The 16,719-nt window shown below is 60.9% G+C and carries 18 protein-coding genes and 1 pseudogene; 5 read left to right on the top strand and 14 right to left on the bottom strand.

Annotated features, from left to right (window positions below; genetic code table 11):
* Together RTX98_RS08705 and RTX98_RS08710 are read right to left on the bottom strand one after the other, a co-directional pair.
* Positions 1-358: pseudogene (locus RTX98_RS08705) on the bottom strand (hypothetical protein); the annotation flags it as partial.
* Positions 355-768, bottom strand: coding sequence for a helix-turn-helix domain-containing protein (locus tag RTX98_RS08710; RefSeq protein WP_312796000.1), 414 nt, complete (start codon positions 766-768; stop codon positions 355-357). The gene RTX98_RS08710 and the pseudogene RTX98_RS08705, both read right to left, overlap by 4 nt.
* Positions 769-976: 208 nt before the next feature.
* Here RTX98_RS08710 and RTX98_RS08715 point away from each other — a divergent pair, with 208 nt between their 5' ends.
* The gene (locus RTX98_RS08715) at positions 977-1,270 is read left to right on the top strand and encodes a cytoplasmic protein (protein ID WP_312796001.1); all 294 of its coding nucleotides are present in this window, start codon (positions 977-979) and stop codon (positions 1,268-1,270) included.
* A 70-nt stretch (positions 1,271-1,340) separates the two neighbouring features.
* Here RTX98_RS08715 and RTX98_RS08720 read toward each other — a convergent pair whose 3' ends face one another.
* From RTX98_RS08720 to RTX98_RS08755, 8 genes are all read right to left on the bottom strand, one after another.
* A complete protein-coding gene (locus RTX98_RS08720) occupies positions 1,341-1,778 on the bottom strand; it encodes a MucR family transcriptional regulator (protein WP_312796002.1) in 438 nt (145 codons plus the stop codon).
* Positions 1,779-2,021: 243 nt separating this feature from the next.
* A complete protein-coding gene (mnhG, locus tag RTX98_RS08725) occupies positions 2,022-2,393 on the bottom strand; it encodes a monovalent cation/H(+) antiporter subunit G (protein ID WP_312796003.1) in 372 nt (123 codons plus the stop codon).
* Positions 2,390-2,728, bottom strand: a complete 339-nt coding sequence (locus RTX98_RS08730; protein WP_312796005.1) for a cation:proton antiporter — start codon at positions 2,726-2,728, stop codon at positions 2,390-2,392. The genes mnhG and RTX98_RS08730 overlap by 4 nt, the downstream gene beginning before the upstream one ends.
* On the bottom strand, positions 2,725-3,195 hold the full coding sequence (locus tag RTX98_RS08735) for a Na+/H+ antiporter subunit E (RefSeq protein WP_312796007.1): 471 nt from the start codon (positions 3,193-3,195) through the stop codon (positions 2,725-2,727). Before RTX98_RS08735 ends, RTX98_RS08730 begins: the two co-directional genes overlap by 4 nt.
* Entirely contained in the window at positions 3,195-4,697 is a 1,503-nt protein-coding gene (locus RTX98_RS08740; RefSeq protein WP_416223091.1) for a Na+/H+ antiporter subunit D, read from the bottom strand. Before RTX98_RS08740 ends, RTX98_RS08735 begins: the two co-directional genes overlap by 1 nt.
* A 31-nt stretch (positions 4,698-4,728) precedes the next feature.
* Entirely contained in the window at positions 4,729-5,106 is a 378-nt protein-coding gene (locus RTX98_RS08745) for a Na+/H+ antiporter subunit C (RefSeq protein WP_312796046.1), read from the bottom strand.
* On the bottom strand, positions 5,106-5,519 hold the full coding sequence (locus tag RTX98_RS08750) for an MnhB domain-containing protein (protein ID WP_312796010.1): 414 nt from the start codon (positions 5,517-5,519) through the stop codon (positions 5,106-5,108). The genes RTX98_RS08745 and RTX98_RS08750 overlap by 1 nt, the downstream gene beginning before the upstream one ends.
* The gene (locus tag RTX98_RS08755) at positions 5,516-7,858 is read right to left on the bottom strand and encodes a putative monovalent cation/H+ antiporter subunit A (protein WP_312796011.1); all 2,343 of its coding nucleotides are present in this window, start codon (positions 7,856-7,858) and stop codon (positions 5,516-5,518) included. Before RTX98_RS08755 ends, RTX98_RS08750 begins: the two co-directional genes overlap by 4 nt.
* A gap of 270 nt (positions 7,859-8,128) precedes the next feature.
* Here RTX98_RS08755 and RTX98_RS08760 point away from each other — a divergent pair, with 270 nt between their 5' ends.
* Positions 8,129-10,237, top strand: a complete 2,109-nt coding sequence (locus tag RTX98_RS08760) for a S9 family peptidase (protein WP_312796012.1) — start codon at positions 8,129-8,131, stop codon at positions 10,235-10,237.
* Between the two features lie 109 nt (positions 10,238-10,346).
* Entirely contained in the window at positions 10,347-11,828 is a 1,482-nt protein-coding gene (locus tag RTX98_RS08765) for an MFS transporter (RefSeq protein ID WP_312796013.1), read from the top strand.
* Here RTX98_RS08765 and RTX98_RS08770 read toward each other — a convergent pair whose 3' ends face one another.
* The 4 genes from RTX98_RS08770 to RTX98_RS08785 form a co-directional block, all read right to left on the bottom strand.
* Positions 11,829-12,761 carry a c-type cytochrome gene (locus RTX98_RS08770; RefSeq protein WP_416223089.1) on the bottom strand — a complete coding sequence of 311 codons (933 nt, stop codon included), beginning with the start codon at positions 12,759-12,761 and terminating at the stop codon, positions 11,829-11,831.
* 7 nt (positions 12,762-12,768) lie between these two features.
* Positions 12,769-13,206, bottom strand: a complete 438-nt coding sequence (locus RTX98_RS08775; RefSeq protein WP_312796014.1) for a c-type cytochrome — start codon at positions 13,204-13,206, stop codon at positions 12,769-12,771.
* A 179-nt stretch (positions 13,207-13,385) separates the two neighbouring features.
* Positions 13,386-13,988, bottom strand: coding sequence for a superoxide dismutase (locus RTX98_RS08780; RefSeq protein ID WP_312796015.1), 603 nt, complete (start codon positions 13,986-13,988; stop codon positions 13,386-13,388).
* 106 nt (positions 13,989-14,094) lie between these two features.
* A complete protein-coding gene (locus RTX98_RS08785; protein WP_312796016.1) occupies positions 14,095-14,970 on the bottom strand; it encodes a branched-chain amino acid aminotransferase in 876 nt (291 codons plus the stop codon).
* A gap of 185 nt (positions 14,971-15,155) precedes the next feature.
* On the opposite strand from RTX98_RS08785, the gene RTX98_RS08790 reads away from it, so the two are divergent.
* A complete protein-coding gene (locus RTX98_RS08790; RefSeq protein ID WP_312796017.1) occupies positions 15,156-15,815 on the top strand; it encodes a haloacid dehalogenase type II in 660 nt (219 codons plus the stop codon).
* A 176-nt stretch (positions 15,816-15,991) separates the two neighbouring features.
* Positions 15,992-16,699 (top strand): L,D-transpeptidase, encoded by a 708-nt coding sequence (locus RTX98_RS08795; RefSeq protein WP_312796019.1) that lies wholly within the window; start codon positions 15,992-15,994, stop codon positions 16,697-16,699.
* The last annotated feature ends 20 nt before the right edge of the window (positions 16,700-16,719 follow it).

The raw sequence follows: 16,719 nt of genomic DNA on the forward strand, positions 1-16,719 counted from the left end.
TACCGCGCCGCCGCGCGATCTGCGCCAGAGGCGATTCCGCCAGGTTGATCGTGACGCTTTCCCAGCCCTCTTCCGTTTCCATGCTGGTCTGGCCGAGCTCGCGGTGCTGCGCACCGAAGCTGTCCGCCTGCTCCCGCCGCGCAAGCCGTCCCGCTTCCGTCAGGCTGAGCGCGTCGCCATCGCGTGCCACCAGCCCCTGCTCGAGCAGGCCCGCAACAACACCAGCCGCAACCGCAATTAACCCGCGCTCGCTGCGCATCATCACCTTGCCGGTCGCCGTTGTTTCCAGCGTGGCCTCCTGCTTTCCCACGAAAGCCAGCACGCGGCGGCGCTGTTGTTGCATCTCGAAATCACTCATCGCAGGCTCCACACTTTGCGGCCACGCATCACCGTCTTGGCGATATGTTCGGTGCGGGCCAGAATCGCGTCGAAGGTCGGGTCGTCACGCAGATCTTCGATCAGGTGGACGGCATGCAGCACGGTTGTGCGATCACGCCCGAAGCCGCGGCCAACCTCGGCCATGCTCATGTCGAGAACGGTATGGGCGACATACATGGCGATCTGCCGGATTCGCGCGACCTGACCGCGAGACCGGCCGGGCATCCGCAACTCCTTGCCGCAAACGCCGTAGAAAGCGGATGCCAGGTCGATCACGCAATCGCAGAGTTCCACGATCGTTTCTTCGCGCCCCTGGCGCTCTTCTTCGCTCGCGCCCTCGCATTCGTCCTCGATCTGGCCAACCTGTTCCGCCGCACTCGTTCCCACCACGCGCTCTCCCGATATAGGAATACGTTCTTATATCGAGTCCGTCCTGACATGTGAACAAAAAAGGAACATGCGAGAATACCTCAAAGATCTAACGTGCTGATGTCACGAGATTATTCTTACACCCGCAGTGTTTCTGCACAGCAATCCGATCCCCACCCCCTCCCGGCCAAGGTGATGATCTCCGCCTGTTTCCAAGTGGAGTTCATTGATGCCTATCGGACAAGAAAAGGCCGCGTTCCTGCGCGCCAAGGCGGAGTATAGCGATCATGCAAGGCAGACCGCCGCCGTGTTCATCTTATGCGGGATCGATCTGGGCGCTGGCCTTCGATCGCCTAGACCCGAGCGTTTGAAGCTGGCCGCCAGACTGCGTCGCCTGATCGAGCGCGAGCGGCTGCGTGGCGTCAATCGCCACTGGAACTACGATCTCAACCGCCATATCGCGATGAAGCAGGCGCTGGATCGCTTGGTTCTCGGCCAAGGCGACGCGCCGCTGGCCGTGTAATGCAGGCAAATAGGACAGAATCAAAAAGCGGCGCCGTGGCGCCGCTTCGATCAGGTCAATTCAGGGATGCTTAGCGAGCCGCCTTCGGCTTGCGGCCAAGACCCATGGACTTGGCGAGCTGCGAACGCGCTGCCGCATAGTTCGGCGCGACCATCGGGTAGCTGGAATCGAGGCCCCACTTCTCGCGATACTGCTCAGGCGTCATGCTGTAATGGGTCATCAAGTGACGCTTCAAAGACTTGAACTTCTTCCCGTCTTCAAGACACACGATGTAATCATCATGCACCGATTTCTTCGGGTTTACGGCCGGCTTCTGCTTGTCCTGAACAACAGGCTCCGCAGCAGTCACGGAACTTCCAACGCGGCCCAATGCAGCGTGAATATCGGCAATTAGATTTGGCAATTCAGAAGCAGGAACTGAATTGTTGCTGACATAAGCAGCCACAACATCGGCGGTCAGTTCCATCAAAGCATCATCATTACGAGCAGGAGTATCGTCAATTTGCATAATGGGGGGCCCCAAGGCAGTTCGTGATATTGTTTAGTGCGCTGGAAGCGCTGATGGGCCAAATCACCATGCGTTCGGCGCAACGGGATAAAGCATGCACCCTATTTGGTGAAGACTTGGGCCCCTGTCAAATGAATATTCATTAATATAGGACCCTAACTGAGCACTGAGCCAACCCTTTTTGTAGCACATCGAAGGGAGGCAATAGCTTATTTGACGGGCAGTCTGCAGGAGAAGTGGAGTCTATTCGGACGCTTCAGCCGGTTTTGAAACGGGAGCGTCAATCATATTATCCATTTCGTTGCGCACCGAGCCGCGCCAAAGCGGATAACCTGCGGTCAGTGCCGCACGGGCGAGCAGATGTGCTGAGATCGGCGCCGTTATAATGAAAAACACGATGGCCGCTAACACCCGTGTGGCGACCGCCAGATCGGCTTCAACCACCGCCAAAGCCAGCAAAATCACGCAGGAACCAAGCGTTCCGGCCTTTGAAGCAGCATGCATGCGTGAATATACATCAGGCAGCCGCAGCAACCCGATGGCGGCCGTCAAAGTAAAGAGCGAACCAACAAGCAGAAGAATGGCAGCGATGCTGTCGTATATTGCATCCATCATGTGCCTTGCTCTCCATTCAAACGCTTTTCGGTCTCGTCGCTGCGCTGCTGGATCTTGCCCTGCAGGCTGAGCGTAAAGCGCGCGAATGCGACCGTGGCAAGGAAGCCTACTAATCCAAGCGCCAGGCCGATGTCGACATAAAGCGTGAAGCCGGTCTTGATCCCGATCGTCGCAATAAAGCCGATCGCGATGACCACCAGCGTATCGAGCCCCACTACCCGGTCGGGCAGAGTCGGTCCACGCAACACGCGCCACATCGCCATCAAAAAAGCCAGACTGAGTACGCTAAGTGCGATATGGATCGCAAGCCAGAGGAAATCGGCGGCAAGGTTCATCCGAATGCCTCCAATATCCGGCGCTCGAAGCCGCTTTTAATATCGGCGCGAATGCCTTCGGGATCGGCAGCGTCCAGCGCATGTATGATCAGCCGACTGCGATCATCCGTGACATCGACCGTCAGCGTTCCCGGTGTCAGCGTGATCAGATTGGCCAGCAGCGCGATCTGAAAGTCCGTCTGCACCCGCAGGGGATAGACGATGATCCCGGGCGTCACGTTTAAACGCGGTTGCAGCACTAGTACCAGCACGCGCCACGCGGACTTGATGAGTTCGGCAACGAACAGCACGAGAAGCGCGACGATCTTTGCAGGACGCCGCACGCTTTGCGGCTTGCCGATCTGAAAGCGCACCAGCGTCAAGGCGATGGCCGACAAAACCAGCCCGAGCAGGAGGTTCGGCAGCGTCCAGCTACCGGTAATGCCGAGCCAGATCAGGGTGAACAAACAGGCGAGCAGCACCGGCATCAGGTCCGCCCTCCGAACACTGCCTGCACATAGGAAGCCGGATCGAGCAGCCCATCGGCTGCGCGGCTTGCTGCCTGCACGAAGGGCTCGGGATAAACGCCCATCAGCAGGGCGATCGCCGTCAGCAACAGCATCGGTCCCGGCCATGACGGTTGTTTTGCTTCCACCAAAACAGCATCCGCAACAGCCGGCCGCCAGAAGGTGAGCAGGAAGAACCGGCCGAGCGTAATGATCGTCAACAGGCTCGACACGAGGATCGCCGCCGTCAGCCAGCCATGCTGCGCTTCCAGCGCCGCGCGCACCACCATGATCTTGGGCCACAGGCCAGAGCCCGGCGGCAGACCGGCAATACAGAGCATGAGGATGAACGCGACTGTTGTTAGCAGCGGCACGGAAGAGAGACCGCCCAGCACATGCAGCGATGCGCTGCCGGCGCGATCAACAATGAAGCCGGCCAGCAGATAGAACGCCGTCAGCGCGATCATGGAATGCAGCGCGTAGAAGATGCCGCCTGCCAGCGCCGGCCCGGTGCCGATCGCCAGCCCCGCCAGCATCACGCCCACGCCGGAGATGACGAGAAAGCCCACCATGCGCCGGATATCGCTTTGCGCCAAAGCACCCAGCGCGCCCAGTACCATCGTCGCCGCCGCAATCCATGCGATCACGCCGGACAAACCGGCCAATTGCAGCGGAAACAGCAGAACCAGCACCCGCAACAACGCATAAACGCCGACCTTGGTCAGTCCGCCGAAGAAGGCGGAGGTCACGACGTTCGGCGTATGATAGGCCGCCGGCAGCCAGGCCTGCACCGGGAACGCCGCCGCCTTCATCGCGAAGGCTGTGAGATAGAGCGCCGCCAACGTCATCAGCGGCGCGCCATCGAGCTCCGGCACTTTTCTGACGATGTCGGCCATGTTGAGCGTGCCGAGAACGCCATAAAGGTAGCCTGTCGCGATCAGAAAGAGCGTCGTGCCGATCAGGTTCAGCACGCCGTATTTCAGCGTCCCGTCAAGCTGCGCCCGCGTCGAGCCCACCACCAGCAGACCGAAGGACGAAATCAGAAAGACCTCGAACCAGACATACATGTTGAAGATGTCGCCGGTCAGAAACGCGCCGTTCACGCCAACCGAAGTCAGCAGCAGAAACGGGAAATAGCCATAGCGCCGCGCCGGCAACTCGATCGACTGCACCGCCGCCACACCGCAAGCCAGCGCCACCAGCGACGCCGTGCAGGCAAACAAGGCACCCAGCACATCCACGGTGAAGGAGATGCCGAAAGGCGGCAGCCAGCGCCCCATCGTCATCACGACTGTGCCTGACGTCCAAACCCGCATAAACAGCGCCATCGTCGCGAGCGACACCAGCGCCAGTGTCGCCACGGCAATCGGCGCCTGCCAGTGCAAACGCTTGCGCAGCATTAGAAGCGATGCGCCGGCGATAATCGGCAGAGCAATCGGCACGATCGCCAGCCAAACGCCCGCCGGCGTCGCGGTGGTGATCATCGCGCCTGTGATGTCGATCGGTCCAGCCACGTCAGTATCCCATCGGCGGCAGGACCTCGCCCTCGGGCTCGGCAACCCTGAGCTTCACCGTGTCGTCGCTGCCGACCTCCTGATAGGTGCGGAAGGTCAGCACCAGCAAAAAGGCGAAGAAGGAAAAGGAAATCACGATCGCCGTTAAAATCAGCGCCTGCGGCAGCGGATTGGCCGTTTGCCCGGTCAGCTGCATCATGTCCGGTGCCATCACCGGCGGCACCTCGCGCATGATCCGCCCGGCAGTGAAGATCAGCAGGTTCACCGCGTTGCCGAACACTACGATGCCCAACAGAATGCGCACGATCGCCTTGGACAGCATCAGGTAAATGCCGGCGGCAAAGAACAAACCGACAAGAAGCGAAAAGACGGCTTCCATCATCCCTCGCCCGAATCTTCCAGCGCCAAAGCAATCGACGTCATCGCTCCCGCAACCACGAGGTACACGCCGATGTCGAACAGGATGATGGTCGCGACATCGAAATGGAAAAGCGGCGCTGTCGTCCAGACGCCGGTCAGGTAAGGCGTGTCGCGGAAGAAGGACGGCAGGCCGGAGACGGCCGACAGCAGCAGTCCGGTTCCGGCGACCGACATCGGATGAAACCACATCGCGCGACGCGCTTCGGGCACGCCGAAGGCGATGCCGTAAAGGGCGAAGGCGGAAGCGGCAAGCAGACCGCCGATGAAGCCGCCGCCGGGCTCATTATGCCCGCGCAGCGTCACAAATACGGAAAAAAGCAGCACCAAAGCGGTCAGATACGGCGCAATCGACCGGAAAATCAGCGTCTTCATGGCCGATTGTCCCGCTTTTCCCGAGGTGTGCCGATACGAATGATGGCCAGGATTGCCAGTCCGGTGATCGTCACCACAGCGATCTCACCCAGCGTATCGAACCCGCGAAAATCAACGATGATGACGTTCACGACATTGCGCCCATGCGCGATGAGCCGGGCATTGGCATTGAAGAAGTCCGTCAGCGCCGTATTGAAAAAACCTTGCGTCACCTTCAGCAAAAGGAGGCCGAAGCCCAGTCCGCAGGCAATCGCAATCGTGCCGTCGAGCAGCTTTTCGTTCCAGGGCCGATGGTCGGTCGGCTCAAGCCGGATGCGGGTCATCACAAGCGCCAGGATCACCACCGATAGCGTTTCCACCATAAACTGGGTGAAGGACAGATCCGGTGCGCCCATCAACAGGAAAAGCACAGCAACTGCAAAGCCTTGGATGCCGAGGGAGGCGATAGCGGTCAAGCGATTGCGGGTGCGCAAAACGGCATAAAGACCGGTGACCGCTACCAGCATCACCGCCCATTCATGCAGCTGAAGCATCGGGATCGATGGCCAGCTCGGCAGCTCGCCGGCTAGGATTATCGGCACGAGCAGCGCTGAGGCAATCACCACGAAAGCGACGGTAATATACACATCGAGCCGCCCGTTCTGCACCACGGCCGTGACACGCATCGCCAGCCGAACCAAGCCGCGCATGACCTGATCGAACCCTCTATCCGGCCCCCATCCAAACGCCGCCAGCGCATTGCCAATGCCGCGGCGCAAGCCATCAAGACCGGAATAGAGCCCTGCGCCAATCGCCAGCGTCAACAAGGACAGACCGAAGGCCAGGCTGATATGCGGCAGGGGCGAGGCGTGGTTGCGTACGGACGCGTCGGCGATTGCGCTGGCCATCGGATCAGCCAGAAAGCTGTAGAACCAATAGGATAGCACAGAGAGCCCGAGCCCTGCCACGGCAAGCACCACGGGTCCCAGCCACAGCGAAACCGGCGCTTCATGCGCGGTCTTCGGCGTCGAGCTGGGTTCTCCAATGAAGGGCTTCAAGCCGACCGCCAAACCGACGGCGACCATGGCGGCGTTGCCGAGGATGGCGACGATCAACACCAGCAGCGACCAAGCGCCGACGCCTTCCGCCAGCGCCTCGTAGATCGTTTCCTTGGCTAGGAAGCCGGTGAAAAGCGGGATGCCCGCCATGGACAATCCCGCACCGATTGCCGCTGCGAAGGTCAGCGGCATGGCACCGCGCAACCCGCTCAGGTCTTCGATCCGCCGCGTGCCGGTCTCATGGTCGAGAATGCCGACCACCATGAACAGCGCGCCTTTGAACAGGGCATGCGCGAGGAGGTAGAGCACCGCGGCCATCACGGCCGTTTCGGTGCCGAAGCCCGTCAGCATCACCAGCAGACCGAGCGATCCAACGGTCGTATAAGCCAGCATCAGCTTGAGATCGCTTTGGCGCAGCGCCAACACGCTGCCGACGATCAGGGTCGTGCCCCCGAACAGCGGCAGAATGGTTTCCCAAAGTGCCGTGTCACCCATCACCGGGTTCAACCGCATCAGCAGGTAAACGCCGGCCTTCACCATGGTTGCCGAATGCAGATAGGCCGACACGGGCGTCGGCGCTTCCATGGCGTTGGGCAGCCAGAAGTGGAACGGGAACTGCGCGGATTTGGTGAAAGCGGCCAGCAGAATAAGGATCAGCGCCGGCGTGTAGAAGGCGCTTGTGCGCAGGGCATCACGATCGGCCAATAGGGCTGACAGCGTGTCCGTCGTGGTCGCCATACCGATGGTGATGAGACCGGCCAGCAGCGCCAAGCCGCCCATCCCCGTGACGACAAGCGCCTGCAAGGCTGCGCGGCGGCTGGCTTCTCGCTGATGGTCGAAGCCTATCAGCAGGAAGGAGGCGATGGAGGTCAGTTCCCAGAACACGAACAGCGTCAGGAACCCGTCTGTCAAGACCACGCCCTGCATCGCGCCCATGAAGAGCAGCAGGAAACCCATGAAGCGGCCGTGATGCGGATGGCCCTTGAGGTAGCCGCCGGCATAAAGCACGATCAGAAAACCGATGCCGGATATCAGCAGCGCAAAAGCAAGCGAGAGACCGTCAAGGTACCAGGACAGGCTAACGCCCAGGCTTGGAATCCAGTCGAGGCCACCGGCAACGGCAGTACCTTCCGAGATCGACTGGATCTGCGAGGCGAAGGCGAAGAAGGCAAAGGCAGGGATCAAAGCGAGCAGCCAGGCTCCTGCCATGCCCATCCGGCGCATCACCATTGGCGCCAAAGCCGCGCCGATGAACGGCAGGACAAGCGCAATCAATAATGTTGCATCCGTGGCCTGCTGCATGCCTCTCCTTTGACGCTGTCTCGCGCGGCGATCCCGAGTTCTAAAGCCTGCCTATCGCGGGTTGCATCAAACTGCCACCCGGGAAATTGCCTGTACAACCAAGGATATGGCCTCGAGTGCCCTTCTCCACGGGATTTTGGAAGCGTTGCGCGGATGACTTCGCATCATCAAATACCTATGTTTCCGGTAGTTTCGCGCGTTTACCAACATCTGCTTCTTCAGCAGAGCAGAAGCTATTGAATTCAAACACTTTTTCGTCAGAGACCTCGCATGACCAAGCCGATCTTCCCCGCCGTCACGCCCCCGACCGTGCTTCGTCGCCCCTGGAGCGACACACGTCACGGCATCATCCGGGAGGACGATTTGGCTTGGCTGCGGGCCGACAATTGGCAAGACGTGTTCCGCGATCCGACCTTGCTCGATCCGGCGATCCGCACGCATCTGGAGGCTGAAACGGCCTATCAAACCGCAATGATGGCGGAGACGGCGGCGCTTCGCGAAACGCTGTTCAAGGAAATGCGCGGTCGCATCAAGGAAGACGACCAGTCCGTGCCGATGAAGGACGGGCCGTTCGCTTACGGCTCATCCTATGTTCTTGGCGGCGAGCAGCCCCGCTACTTTCGCACGCCGCGGGATGGCGGCGAGCAGGTGATCCTGCTCGATGGCGACAAGGAAGCGGCAGACCGCGCTTATTTCCACCTCGGCGGCGTCGACCATTCGCCCGACCATAACAGCCTGCTCTGGGGTTACGACGACAAGGGTTCGGAGTTCTACGCGCTGCGCGTGCGTAAAATCGATGACGGGCAGGATCTCGACGAAGTCGTGCCAGATACCGGCGGCGAAGGTGTCTGGACGGCCGGCAGCGACGGTTTCTTCTACACGCGGCTTGATGCCAATCATCGACCCTCACGCGTGTTCCACCACGCGATTGGCACGCCGTCTGAAACCGACCGGCTGATCTTCGAGGAAGAGGATCCGGGCTTCTTCGTGGGTGTGGGCGGAACGCGTGACAACAAGTGGATCATGATCTCGATCCACGATCATGAGACCTCTGAATACCGCATCTTCCCGGCCGATGATGCGAGTGCCGAGCCCAAGCTGGTGGCGGCCCGCGAAACCGGCATGCAGTATGACCTGGAAGAAGGCGGCGATGTCTTCTTCATCTTGACCAATGCCGACGGCGCCAAGGATTTCAAGATCATGGAAGCGCCGGTTGCCAATCCGATTCGGGAAAACTGGCGCGAACTCGTGCCGCATGAGCCCGGCCGGCTCATTCTGTCGATCGAATCCTTCCGCGACTTCCTCGTCTGGCTGGAGCGCAAGGACGGGTTGCCGCGCATTGTCGTGCGCGAGCGCGCCAGCGGCGAAGAGCATCGCATCGCGTTTGACGAGGAGGCCTATTCGCTGGGGCTCGGCGGTTCGCTGGAATATGACACGGACACGATCCGCTTTTCCTACTCCTCGATGACCACGCCGTCGCAGCTGTTCGACTACAATATGCGCACGCGCGAACGCACGTTGCTGAAGACGCAGGAAGTGCCGTCCGGCCACAACCCCGACGATTACGTCACGCGCCGGCTGATGGCGCCGGCTCCCGATGGCGAGCTCGTGCCGGTATCGCTGCTCTACCATCGCGACACGAAGCTGGATGGCTCCGCGCCCTGTCTGCTTTACGGCTACGGCTCCTACGGCATCACCATCCCCGCCAGCTTCAACACCAACTGCTTGTCTCTGGTGGAACGTGGCTTCGTTTATGCCATCGCCCATATTCGCGGCGGTAAGGACAAGGGCTATGCCTGGTACGAAAACGGCAAGCGCGCCGCCAAGCAGAACACCTTCACCGACTTCATCGCAGCGGCGAAGCATCTGGTTGCGGAAAGCTATACCAGCCATGACCGCATCGTCGCGCAAGGCGGTTCGGCCGGTGGCATGCTGATGGGCGCCATCGCCAATCTCGCGCCGGACGCGTTCGGCGGCATCATCGCCGAAGTGCCCTTCGTCGATGTGCTGTCCACCATGCTCGACGACACGCTGCCGCTGACCCCGCCGGAATGGCCCGAATGGGGCAATCCAATCGCCTCCGAGGCGGACTACAAGGCGATTGCCGCCTATTCGCCCTATGACAATGTCGGCGCGCACCCCTACCCGCCGATCCTAGCGGTGGCGGGCCTCACCGATCCGCGTGTGACCTATTGGGAACCGGCAAAGTGGGTGGCGCGGCTGCGCGACCATTCGACCTCCGACAATCCCGTGCTGTTCCGCATCAACATGGATGCCGGCCATGCCGGCGCTTCGGGCCGGTTCTCCCGACTGGAAGAGATTGCCTATTCCTATGCCTTTGCGCTGAAGGTGACGGGCAAGGACGCAACCCGCGGCTGATATCGGCGCGCGGATGGGCAACCATCCGCGCTTTCAATACTTCTGTGTCTGGGCTTCTGTATCTGGTTCCCCGCCGCGGCTGCCCAGCCGCCCTCCCGAAAGTCGTTGCATGTCTCAGCCGCCGCACGCCACCTCGCCGCAGCAACCCTACGAGCGGCGCTGGTTGATGTTGATCATCCTGCTGCTCGCCGGCTTCATGAACCTCATTGACGTAAACATCGTGAACGTTGCGCTGCCGAGCCTGCAGCGCAACCTGCAGGCTTCGCCCAGCCAGATCGAGTGGGTCGTCGCGGCTTACATCCTCGCCTTTGCCATCGGCCTTCTGCCGTTTGGACGGCTGGGTGACCGGATCGGACGCAAGCGCATGTTCCTGATCGGCGTGTCGGGCTTCACGCTCTTCTCCGCGCTGTGCGGCATGGCGCCGTCGATCAACTGGTTGGTCGTGGCGCGCGCTTTGCAGGGCTTTTCCGGTGCGATGATGATGCCGCAGGTGCTGGCGATCGTCACGGTGACGTTCCCGCCCAACGAACGCGGCGCAGCCTTCTCCTTCTTCGGATTGAGCGCCGGCCTGGCATCGGTCGCAGGACCATTGGCCGGTGGCTTGCTGATCAACGCCAACATTGCCGGGCTCGACTGGCGGCCGATCTTCCTCGTCAACATCCCTGTCGGCATTGTCGCGCTGATCGCCGCGCAGATCGTGGTGCCGCGCTTGCCCGGCGACCGCAGCATCAAGAATGATGCGGTCGGCACGCTGCTGGCCGGCGCCTCCGTTCTGCTGATCATCTTCGCGCTGATCGAAGGTCGCGGCTTCGGCTGGCCGACCTGGATCTTCGCTCTGATCGTTCTGGCGGTGGTGGGTTTCGGCTGCTTCTTTTTCTATGAGCACCGGCGGGAAGCCGCCGATAAAGCCCAGCTTTTGCCGGCGCATCTCCTGTCCAACAGCAATTACATGCTGGGCGGGCTGATGGTCGTGCTGTTCTTTTCCGGCGTTGCCGGCTTCTTCATGGTGCTGGCGCTTCTTCTGCAAAGCGGGCTCGGATTCACGCCACTGCAATCGGGCCTCACCACCATTCCCTTCCCCGTCGGCGTGCTGCTGATCTCGCTGGTCAACAACCGCTTGGGCGGTCGCTTCCTGCGCCAACGCGTGGCGACCGGCACGACGCTTCTGGTTTGCGCCATGCTGTGGCTGCGCTTTGTCATTCCTGATGTCACGAGCTTTGCCGATCACTGGACGATCGCGCCCGCCCTGTTTCTTGGCGGTTTGGGGCTCGGTGGGACGATCTCGTCCTTGTTCCAGAGCGTCCTTGCCAACGTTCCGCCACGCGATGCGGGTTCGGGCTCCGGTGCCCTGCAGTCGTTCCAGCAAATGGGCGCGGCGTTCGGCGTGGCAATCGTCGGCCAGATCTTCTTCACCATGCTGGATGCAAACGGCGCGGGTGCTGGCGACAAGGCCGCCTATATCGACGCCATGCGCACCGCGATCTTCTACGAGTTCGCGGCCTTCGGCAGCGTGGCGCTGCTGGTCTTCTTCCTCAAGGCGCCGGCACAAAAGGAGCGCGGCTCTTCGCACGCCCATGTCGTCGCCGATTGATCAGCGCGCCGGGTAGCCGTTCGGCCTGCCCGGAACGGCCTTGAGATAGGCGGCGATCGCCTCGCGATCCTCGGCGCGCAATTGTGCAAGGTTCTTCTGCACCTCGACCATCGAGCCGCCGACGGAGTCGAAGTCGGGCGTGAAGCCGGTTTCGAAGTAGTTCACGAGATCGGCCTCTGACCAACCGCCCACGGCGCCATCCGGCGTGATGTTGGGAATACGACCCTCGCCTTCAGCCGCAATGGCACCGGCAAGCCACTGGGTTTTGATCGAGCCGCCGGTCACGTCACGCGGCGTATGACATTCGCCGCAATGACCGGGACCTTCCACCAGATATTGCCCGAGCCGCACCTGCTCAGAGGCATCGTCGCCGAGCGCAACAACCGGCGCGTCGCTGAGGTTGACCTGCTTCCATAGCCCCAAGCCACGGCGCATGTTGAACGGGAAGCCCACTTCGTTCGGCGGTGCCTGGCCGGCAACGGCTGGAGTGGTTTTCAGGAACGCGTAGAGGTCGGCTATGTCTTCGGGCTCCATGCGCGCATAGGATGTGTAGGGGAAGGCCGGATAAAGATGCGTGCCGTCCGGCGTTACGCCCTTCATCATGGCATTGGCCAGATCTTCCACCGACCAGTTGCCGATGCCGTCCGTCGGATGCTGCGAGATGTTGGGCGCAACGAAGGTGCCGAACGCGGTCGTAAGCCTCACGCCGCCAAGCAATTCAAGCAACGCATCGCCTTCCAAGCCGGGCTTGGAGTGGCATGACGCGCAGCCGGCCGCGAAGAAGATGCGGCGGCCGGCTTCCGCGTCACCGGTGTCGAGCGCAGCCACCGTTTCCGCCGATACGCGTTGCGGAGCGGACAGGACCCAACCGGTTCCCACCGCAACGATGCCGAGCCCGACAAGCGTCAGGCCAATCTTGGCTGGCCATCTCACGGCAGGATCACTTCTTGACGCGATAATTCTGGTGGCAGGAGCCGCAATTTGCCGTCACGGTGCGAAACTGCGCCTGGAAGGCCGCGAGATCCTGCGGATCTTCCGCGACCGCAGCAGCCGTATCGGTCTGGTATTTGGCGATCAGCGTCTTGAAGCCGGGGCGATCTTCCCAGATCTTCGGCGACGCTTCGGTGTCGCCACCCGTCTGCGTTCCTTCCGGGAACAGCGTGTCGTCATCGAGCTTCTTGGCATCGGCCGCCATGGTGGCAAACGCCGCCTTTACGGCTGCGGCGTCGAACGGCTGCTCGCCTTTGGCGATCTTGGCCACTGAACCAACGGCCCGGCCCATATCCTTCATGAGCGCCTGGCGGTCGGCGATGGGGTCCGCATGGCCCGTTCCAAACGACATGGCCAGCAAACCAGCGGTGAGTACGATCTTCTTCATCCATTCCTCCGAGATGATCGACAGTCCCTGAGACGCAACATGCACGACCCAGATGAAAAGTCGCGGACAAACAAATGTGAGAACGCTGCCGTGTTCATGAACACAGCGTTCAACGATGCACGGCGCAAAAAGAAAAGCCCCGCCGAAGCGGGGCTTTCACAAACCAGTCGAAACTCAAATCAGGCCGAAGCGGCTTCGTAGCGCTCCAGGACGTAATCCCAGTTGATGAGGTTGTCGACGAAGGCTTCGAGGTACTTCGGACGGGCATTGCGGTAGTCGATGTAGTAGGAGTGTTCCCACACATCGACGCCGAGGATCGGCGTGCCGCCGTGAACCAGCGGGTTTTCACCGTTCGGGGTCTTGCTGATCTCGAGCTTGCCGTCCTTCAGCGACACCCAGGCCCAGCCCGAACCGAACTGGCCCTTGCCGGCTTCGATGAGGTCGTTGCGGAACTTATCGTAGCCGCCGAGATCGCTGTCGAAGGCGGTCTGCAGCTTGCCCGGCAGGCTCTTGCCGCCGCCATCCTTCTTCATCCACTTCCAAAAATGGATGTGGTTGTAGTGCTGGGCGGCGTTGTTGAAGAGCGGCTGGTCCTTGCCGTAAGAGGCTTTTACGATCTCTTCCACCGACTTGTCGGCCAGACCGGCCTTTTCAGCCAGCGTGTTGCCCGTGTCGACATAAGCCTTGTGGTGCTTGTCGTGGTGATACTCCAGCGTTTCCGCCGACATGTACGGCGCAAGCGCGTCGTAGGCGTATGGAAGCTCGGGAAGTTGGAAGGCCATTGGACAATCTCCCTAATGAAATGGCTGTGCGGATACAGGTGAAACATAGGCCGCATCACTTTGATGACAACGCATCACCCGTGACGAGGTATAAAATTCCACGAGGTCACGCCGTTTTGGAATGCGCCCACTCCCAATAAAGCTCGCGCGCTTTCTTGGCGACAGGACCCGGCTGGAAGTTCTTGTCTTCGACCTTCACGATCGGCACGACCTTGGAATGGTTGCCGGTCGAAAAGACCTCGTCCGCATCCACGAAATCGGCGACTTTCAGCGATTTCTCGACGACCTCGTAGCCGGCCTCGCGCAGAAGCGTGATGTTGCGCATGCGGGTGATGCCGGACAGGAAGCTGCCGTTCGGCACCGGCGTGTAGACAACGCCGTCCTTGACCATGAACACGTTGGATGTGCCGGTCTCCGCGACATTGCCGAGCATGTCGAGCACCAGCGCATTGTCGAAGCCGCGCGAACGCGCTTCCAGGATGGCGCGGCCATTGTTTGGGTAAAGGCAGCCAGCCTTGGCGTTGGTCGGCATGGTTTCGAGCGATGGCCGACGGAACGGCGACTGCGTGACCGAGAAGCCGCTTGGCGGCAGCATGGGCGATTCGTAGAGCGACAGAAGGAAGCGCGTCGATTCCGGATCGGCCGTGACGCCCATATAGCCGCCATCTTCGGCCCAATACATCGGGCGGATATAAACGGCCGTGTTGCCGTCGAACTTCTTCAAGCCGTCCTTGGTGATGCCGAGGATCTCGTCGGCGGTCATCGTCGCCTTCATACCGAGATTGACCGCCGAGACGTTGACGCGGGCGGCATGCAGATCGAGATCGGGCGCCACGCCCTCGAACCAGCGCGCTCCATCAAAGACGGATGACGCCATCCACATCGCATGGGTTTGAGGCCCGACGATCATCGGGTTGCCTTCGATCCAGTCGCCGTCGAGATAGGTCCAGGTCTTGGTCTTGGTGGGCTTGCTTTCGGTCATGTCCTTGGCGCTCTCACGAGTCGTTTCGTGCGGGCACAAAGGACCTTCTTTAGAAAGGCGTCAACCACCTGAAAGCTGCGGGATAGTGGTCCAGCATGGCTCAAGCAGCCGGACCATGAAACGCCGCTGCTTGACGCGGGCTGATCTTAGGCCAATGCATCATTCAAGACGATCCGGACCAGACCATGCCCTTCTCTCATTATGTCTTCGACGCTTATGGCACCCTGTTCGACGTGCATGCAGCCGTGCGCCGCCATGTTGCTGAGATGGGGCCGGAAAGCCAGTTCTTTTCGGATCTTTGGCGCGCCAAACAACTCGAATACTCCTGGGTGCGCACGCTGATGGGTGCCTATCAGGATTTCTGGGCGCTTACCGAACAGGCGCTGGATCATACCTTTGCGCGCGTGCCGAGCGCGGATCGATCGCTGCGCCAGAAGCTGCTCGACGCCTACTGGACGCTCGACTGTTATCCGGAAGTGCCGAACGTGTTGCGCAGCCTGAAGGCATCAGGCGCGCGCATTGCGATCCTCTCCAACGGTTCACCGGCAATGCTTGCTTCAGCCGTGCGCTCCGCCGCGCTGGACGACATCATCGATGACGTGTTTTCCGTGGATGCGATCGGCCGCTTCAAGACCGATCCCGGCGTGTACGATCTCGTCACGACGCAATGGCGGCTTTATCCCGATGCCGTGTCGTTCCAGTCATCCAACCGCTGGGATGTTGCCGGTGCCACCAAGTTCGGCTTCCGGACGGTGTGGATCAACCGCGCCAACATGCCGGACGAGTATTTCGACCTGAAGCCGACGCTGATCCTGCCGGACCTGAACGGCCTGAGCGGCTCGTAGATCTGGCATCCATGTTGTTGCCAATTGGGCACAGTAGTGGCGTAGTTTGCCAGCGGACGTTGAATTTCCACGGTTCTGCCGGAATCCTTAAGCCAGTCACGTGTTCTTGCATTGAAAGCGAGGGACCAACGGTGCCCCTAGCTTTGCGTTGAGTTGAAAAGGCAGATCCCACGTCTATGTCCGTTCACCACCCGTCCGACCGTCTCGACCGGCGCCGATTCCTCATGGGTGCCGGTGTGCTCGCGGCGTCCTCGTTCCTGGCATCCTGTGCAACACGCATCGGACCTGTTGATCAGGTCGTCGAGCTTGCGCCTGCCGAGCCGAGTTACGAAACCTCGAACTACGCTTCCATGTACGGACCGGTGTATGACGAAGGGTTCGAAATTCCGGCGATCCCTTATGAGAAGATCGACCCGCAATTTTACCGCCAGATCGTGCCCAATCCGACGGGTGAACGTCCGGGCACGGTCGTCGTCGATACAAACGGGCACTTCCTTTATTACACGATGCCCAACGGTCAGGCGATGCGCTACGGCGTTGGCCTCGGCCGCGAAGGCTTCGCCTGGTCCGGCACGGGCGTGATCCAGTGGAAGAAGAAGTGGCCGCATTGGAAGCCGCCGGCAGAGATGATCGCGCGCCAGCCCGAGCTTGAACCCTACAGCATCGAGAACGGCGGCATGCCGCCCGGCCTGAGGAACCCGCTCGGCGCGCGTGCCCTTTACATCTTCCAGAATGGCCAAGACACGCTTTACCGCCTCCACGGCTCTCCGGAATGGGCTTCCATCGGCCGCAACGTGTCATCAGGCTGCGTGCGCATGATGAACCAAGACGTCATCGACCTGTATGATCGCGTGCCCAGCGGCACGCCGATCGTGGTGATGTGAAGCTTCCGTTCTTTAGTAGA

The organism is Tianweitania sp. (assembly GCF_032053605.1).
Taxonomy (GTDB): domain Bacteria; phylum Pseudomonadota; class Alphaproteobacteria; order Rhizobiales; family Rhizobiaceae; genus Tianweitania.

Bases quoted from the DNA above. Each gene is read 5' to 3' on its own strand.
- RTX98_RS08715 (WP_312796001.1), top strand. From the start codon at position 977: ATGCCTATCGGACAAGAAAAGGCCGCGTTCCTGCGCGCCAAGGCGGAG.
- RTX98_RS08720 (WP_312796002.1), bottom strand. From the start codon at position 1,778: ATGCAAATTGACGATACTCCTGCTCGTAATGATGATGCTTTGATGGAA.
- mnhG (WP_312796003.1), bottom strand. From the start codon at position 2,393: ATGATGGATGCAATATACGACAGCATCGCTGCCATTCTTCTGCTTGTT.
- RTX98_RS08730 (WP_312796005.1), bottom strand. From the start codon at position 2,728: ATGAACCTTGCCGCCGATTTCCTCTGGCTTGCGATCCATATCGCACTT.
- RTX98_RS08735 (WP_312796007.1), bottom strand. From the start codon at position 3,195: ATGCCGGTGCTGCTCGCCTGTTTGTTCACCCTGATCTGGCTCGGCATT.
- RTX98_RS08740 (WP_416223091.1), bottom strand. From the start codon at position 4,697: ATGATCACCACCGCGACGCCGGCGGGCGTTTGGCTGGCGATCGTGCCG.
- RTX98_RS08745 (WP_312796046.1), bottom strand. From the start codon at position 5,106: ATGGAAGCCGTCTTTTCGCTTCTTGTCGGTTTGTTCTTTGCCGCCGGC.
- RTX98_RS08750 (WP_312796010.1), bottom strand. From the start codon at position 5,519: ATGAAGACGCTGATTTTCCGGTCGATTGCGCCGTATCTGACCGCTTTG.
- RTX98_RS08755 (WP_312796011.1), bottom strand. From the start codon at position 7,858: ATGCAGCAGGCCACGGATGCAACATTATTGATTGCGCTTGTCCTGCCG.
- RTX98_RS08760 (WP_312796012.1), top strand. From the start codon at position 8,129: ATGACCAAGCCGATCTTCCCCGCCGTCACGCCCCCGACCGTGCTTCGT.
- RTX98_RS08765 (WP_312796013.1), top strand. From the start codon at position 10,347: ATGTCTCAGCCGCCGCACGCCACCTCGCCGCAGCAACCCTACGAGCGG.
- RTX98_RS08775 (WP_312796014.1), bottom strand. From the start codon at position 13,206: ATGAAGAAGATCGTACTCACCGCTGGTTTGCTGGCCATGTCGTTTGGA.
- RTX98_RS08780 (WP_312796015.1), bottom strand. From the start codon at position 13,988: ATGGCCTTCCAACTTCCCGAGCTTCCATACGCCTACGACGCGCTTGCG.
- RTX98_RS08785 (WP_312796016.1), bottom strand. From the start codon at position 14,970: ATGACCGAAAGCAAGCCCACCAAGACCAAGACCTGGACCTATCTCGAC.
- RTX98_RS08790 (WP_312796017.1), top strand. From the start codon at position 15,156: ATGCCCTTCTCTCATTATGTCTTCGACGCTTATGGCACCCTGTTCGAC.
- RTX98_RS08795 (WP_312796019.1), top strand. From the start codon at position 15,992: ATGTCCGTTCACCACCCGTCCGACCGTCTCGACCGGCGCCGATTCCTC.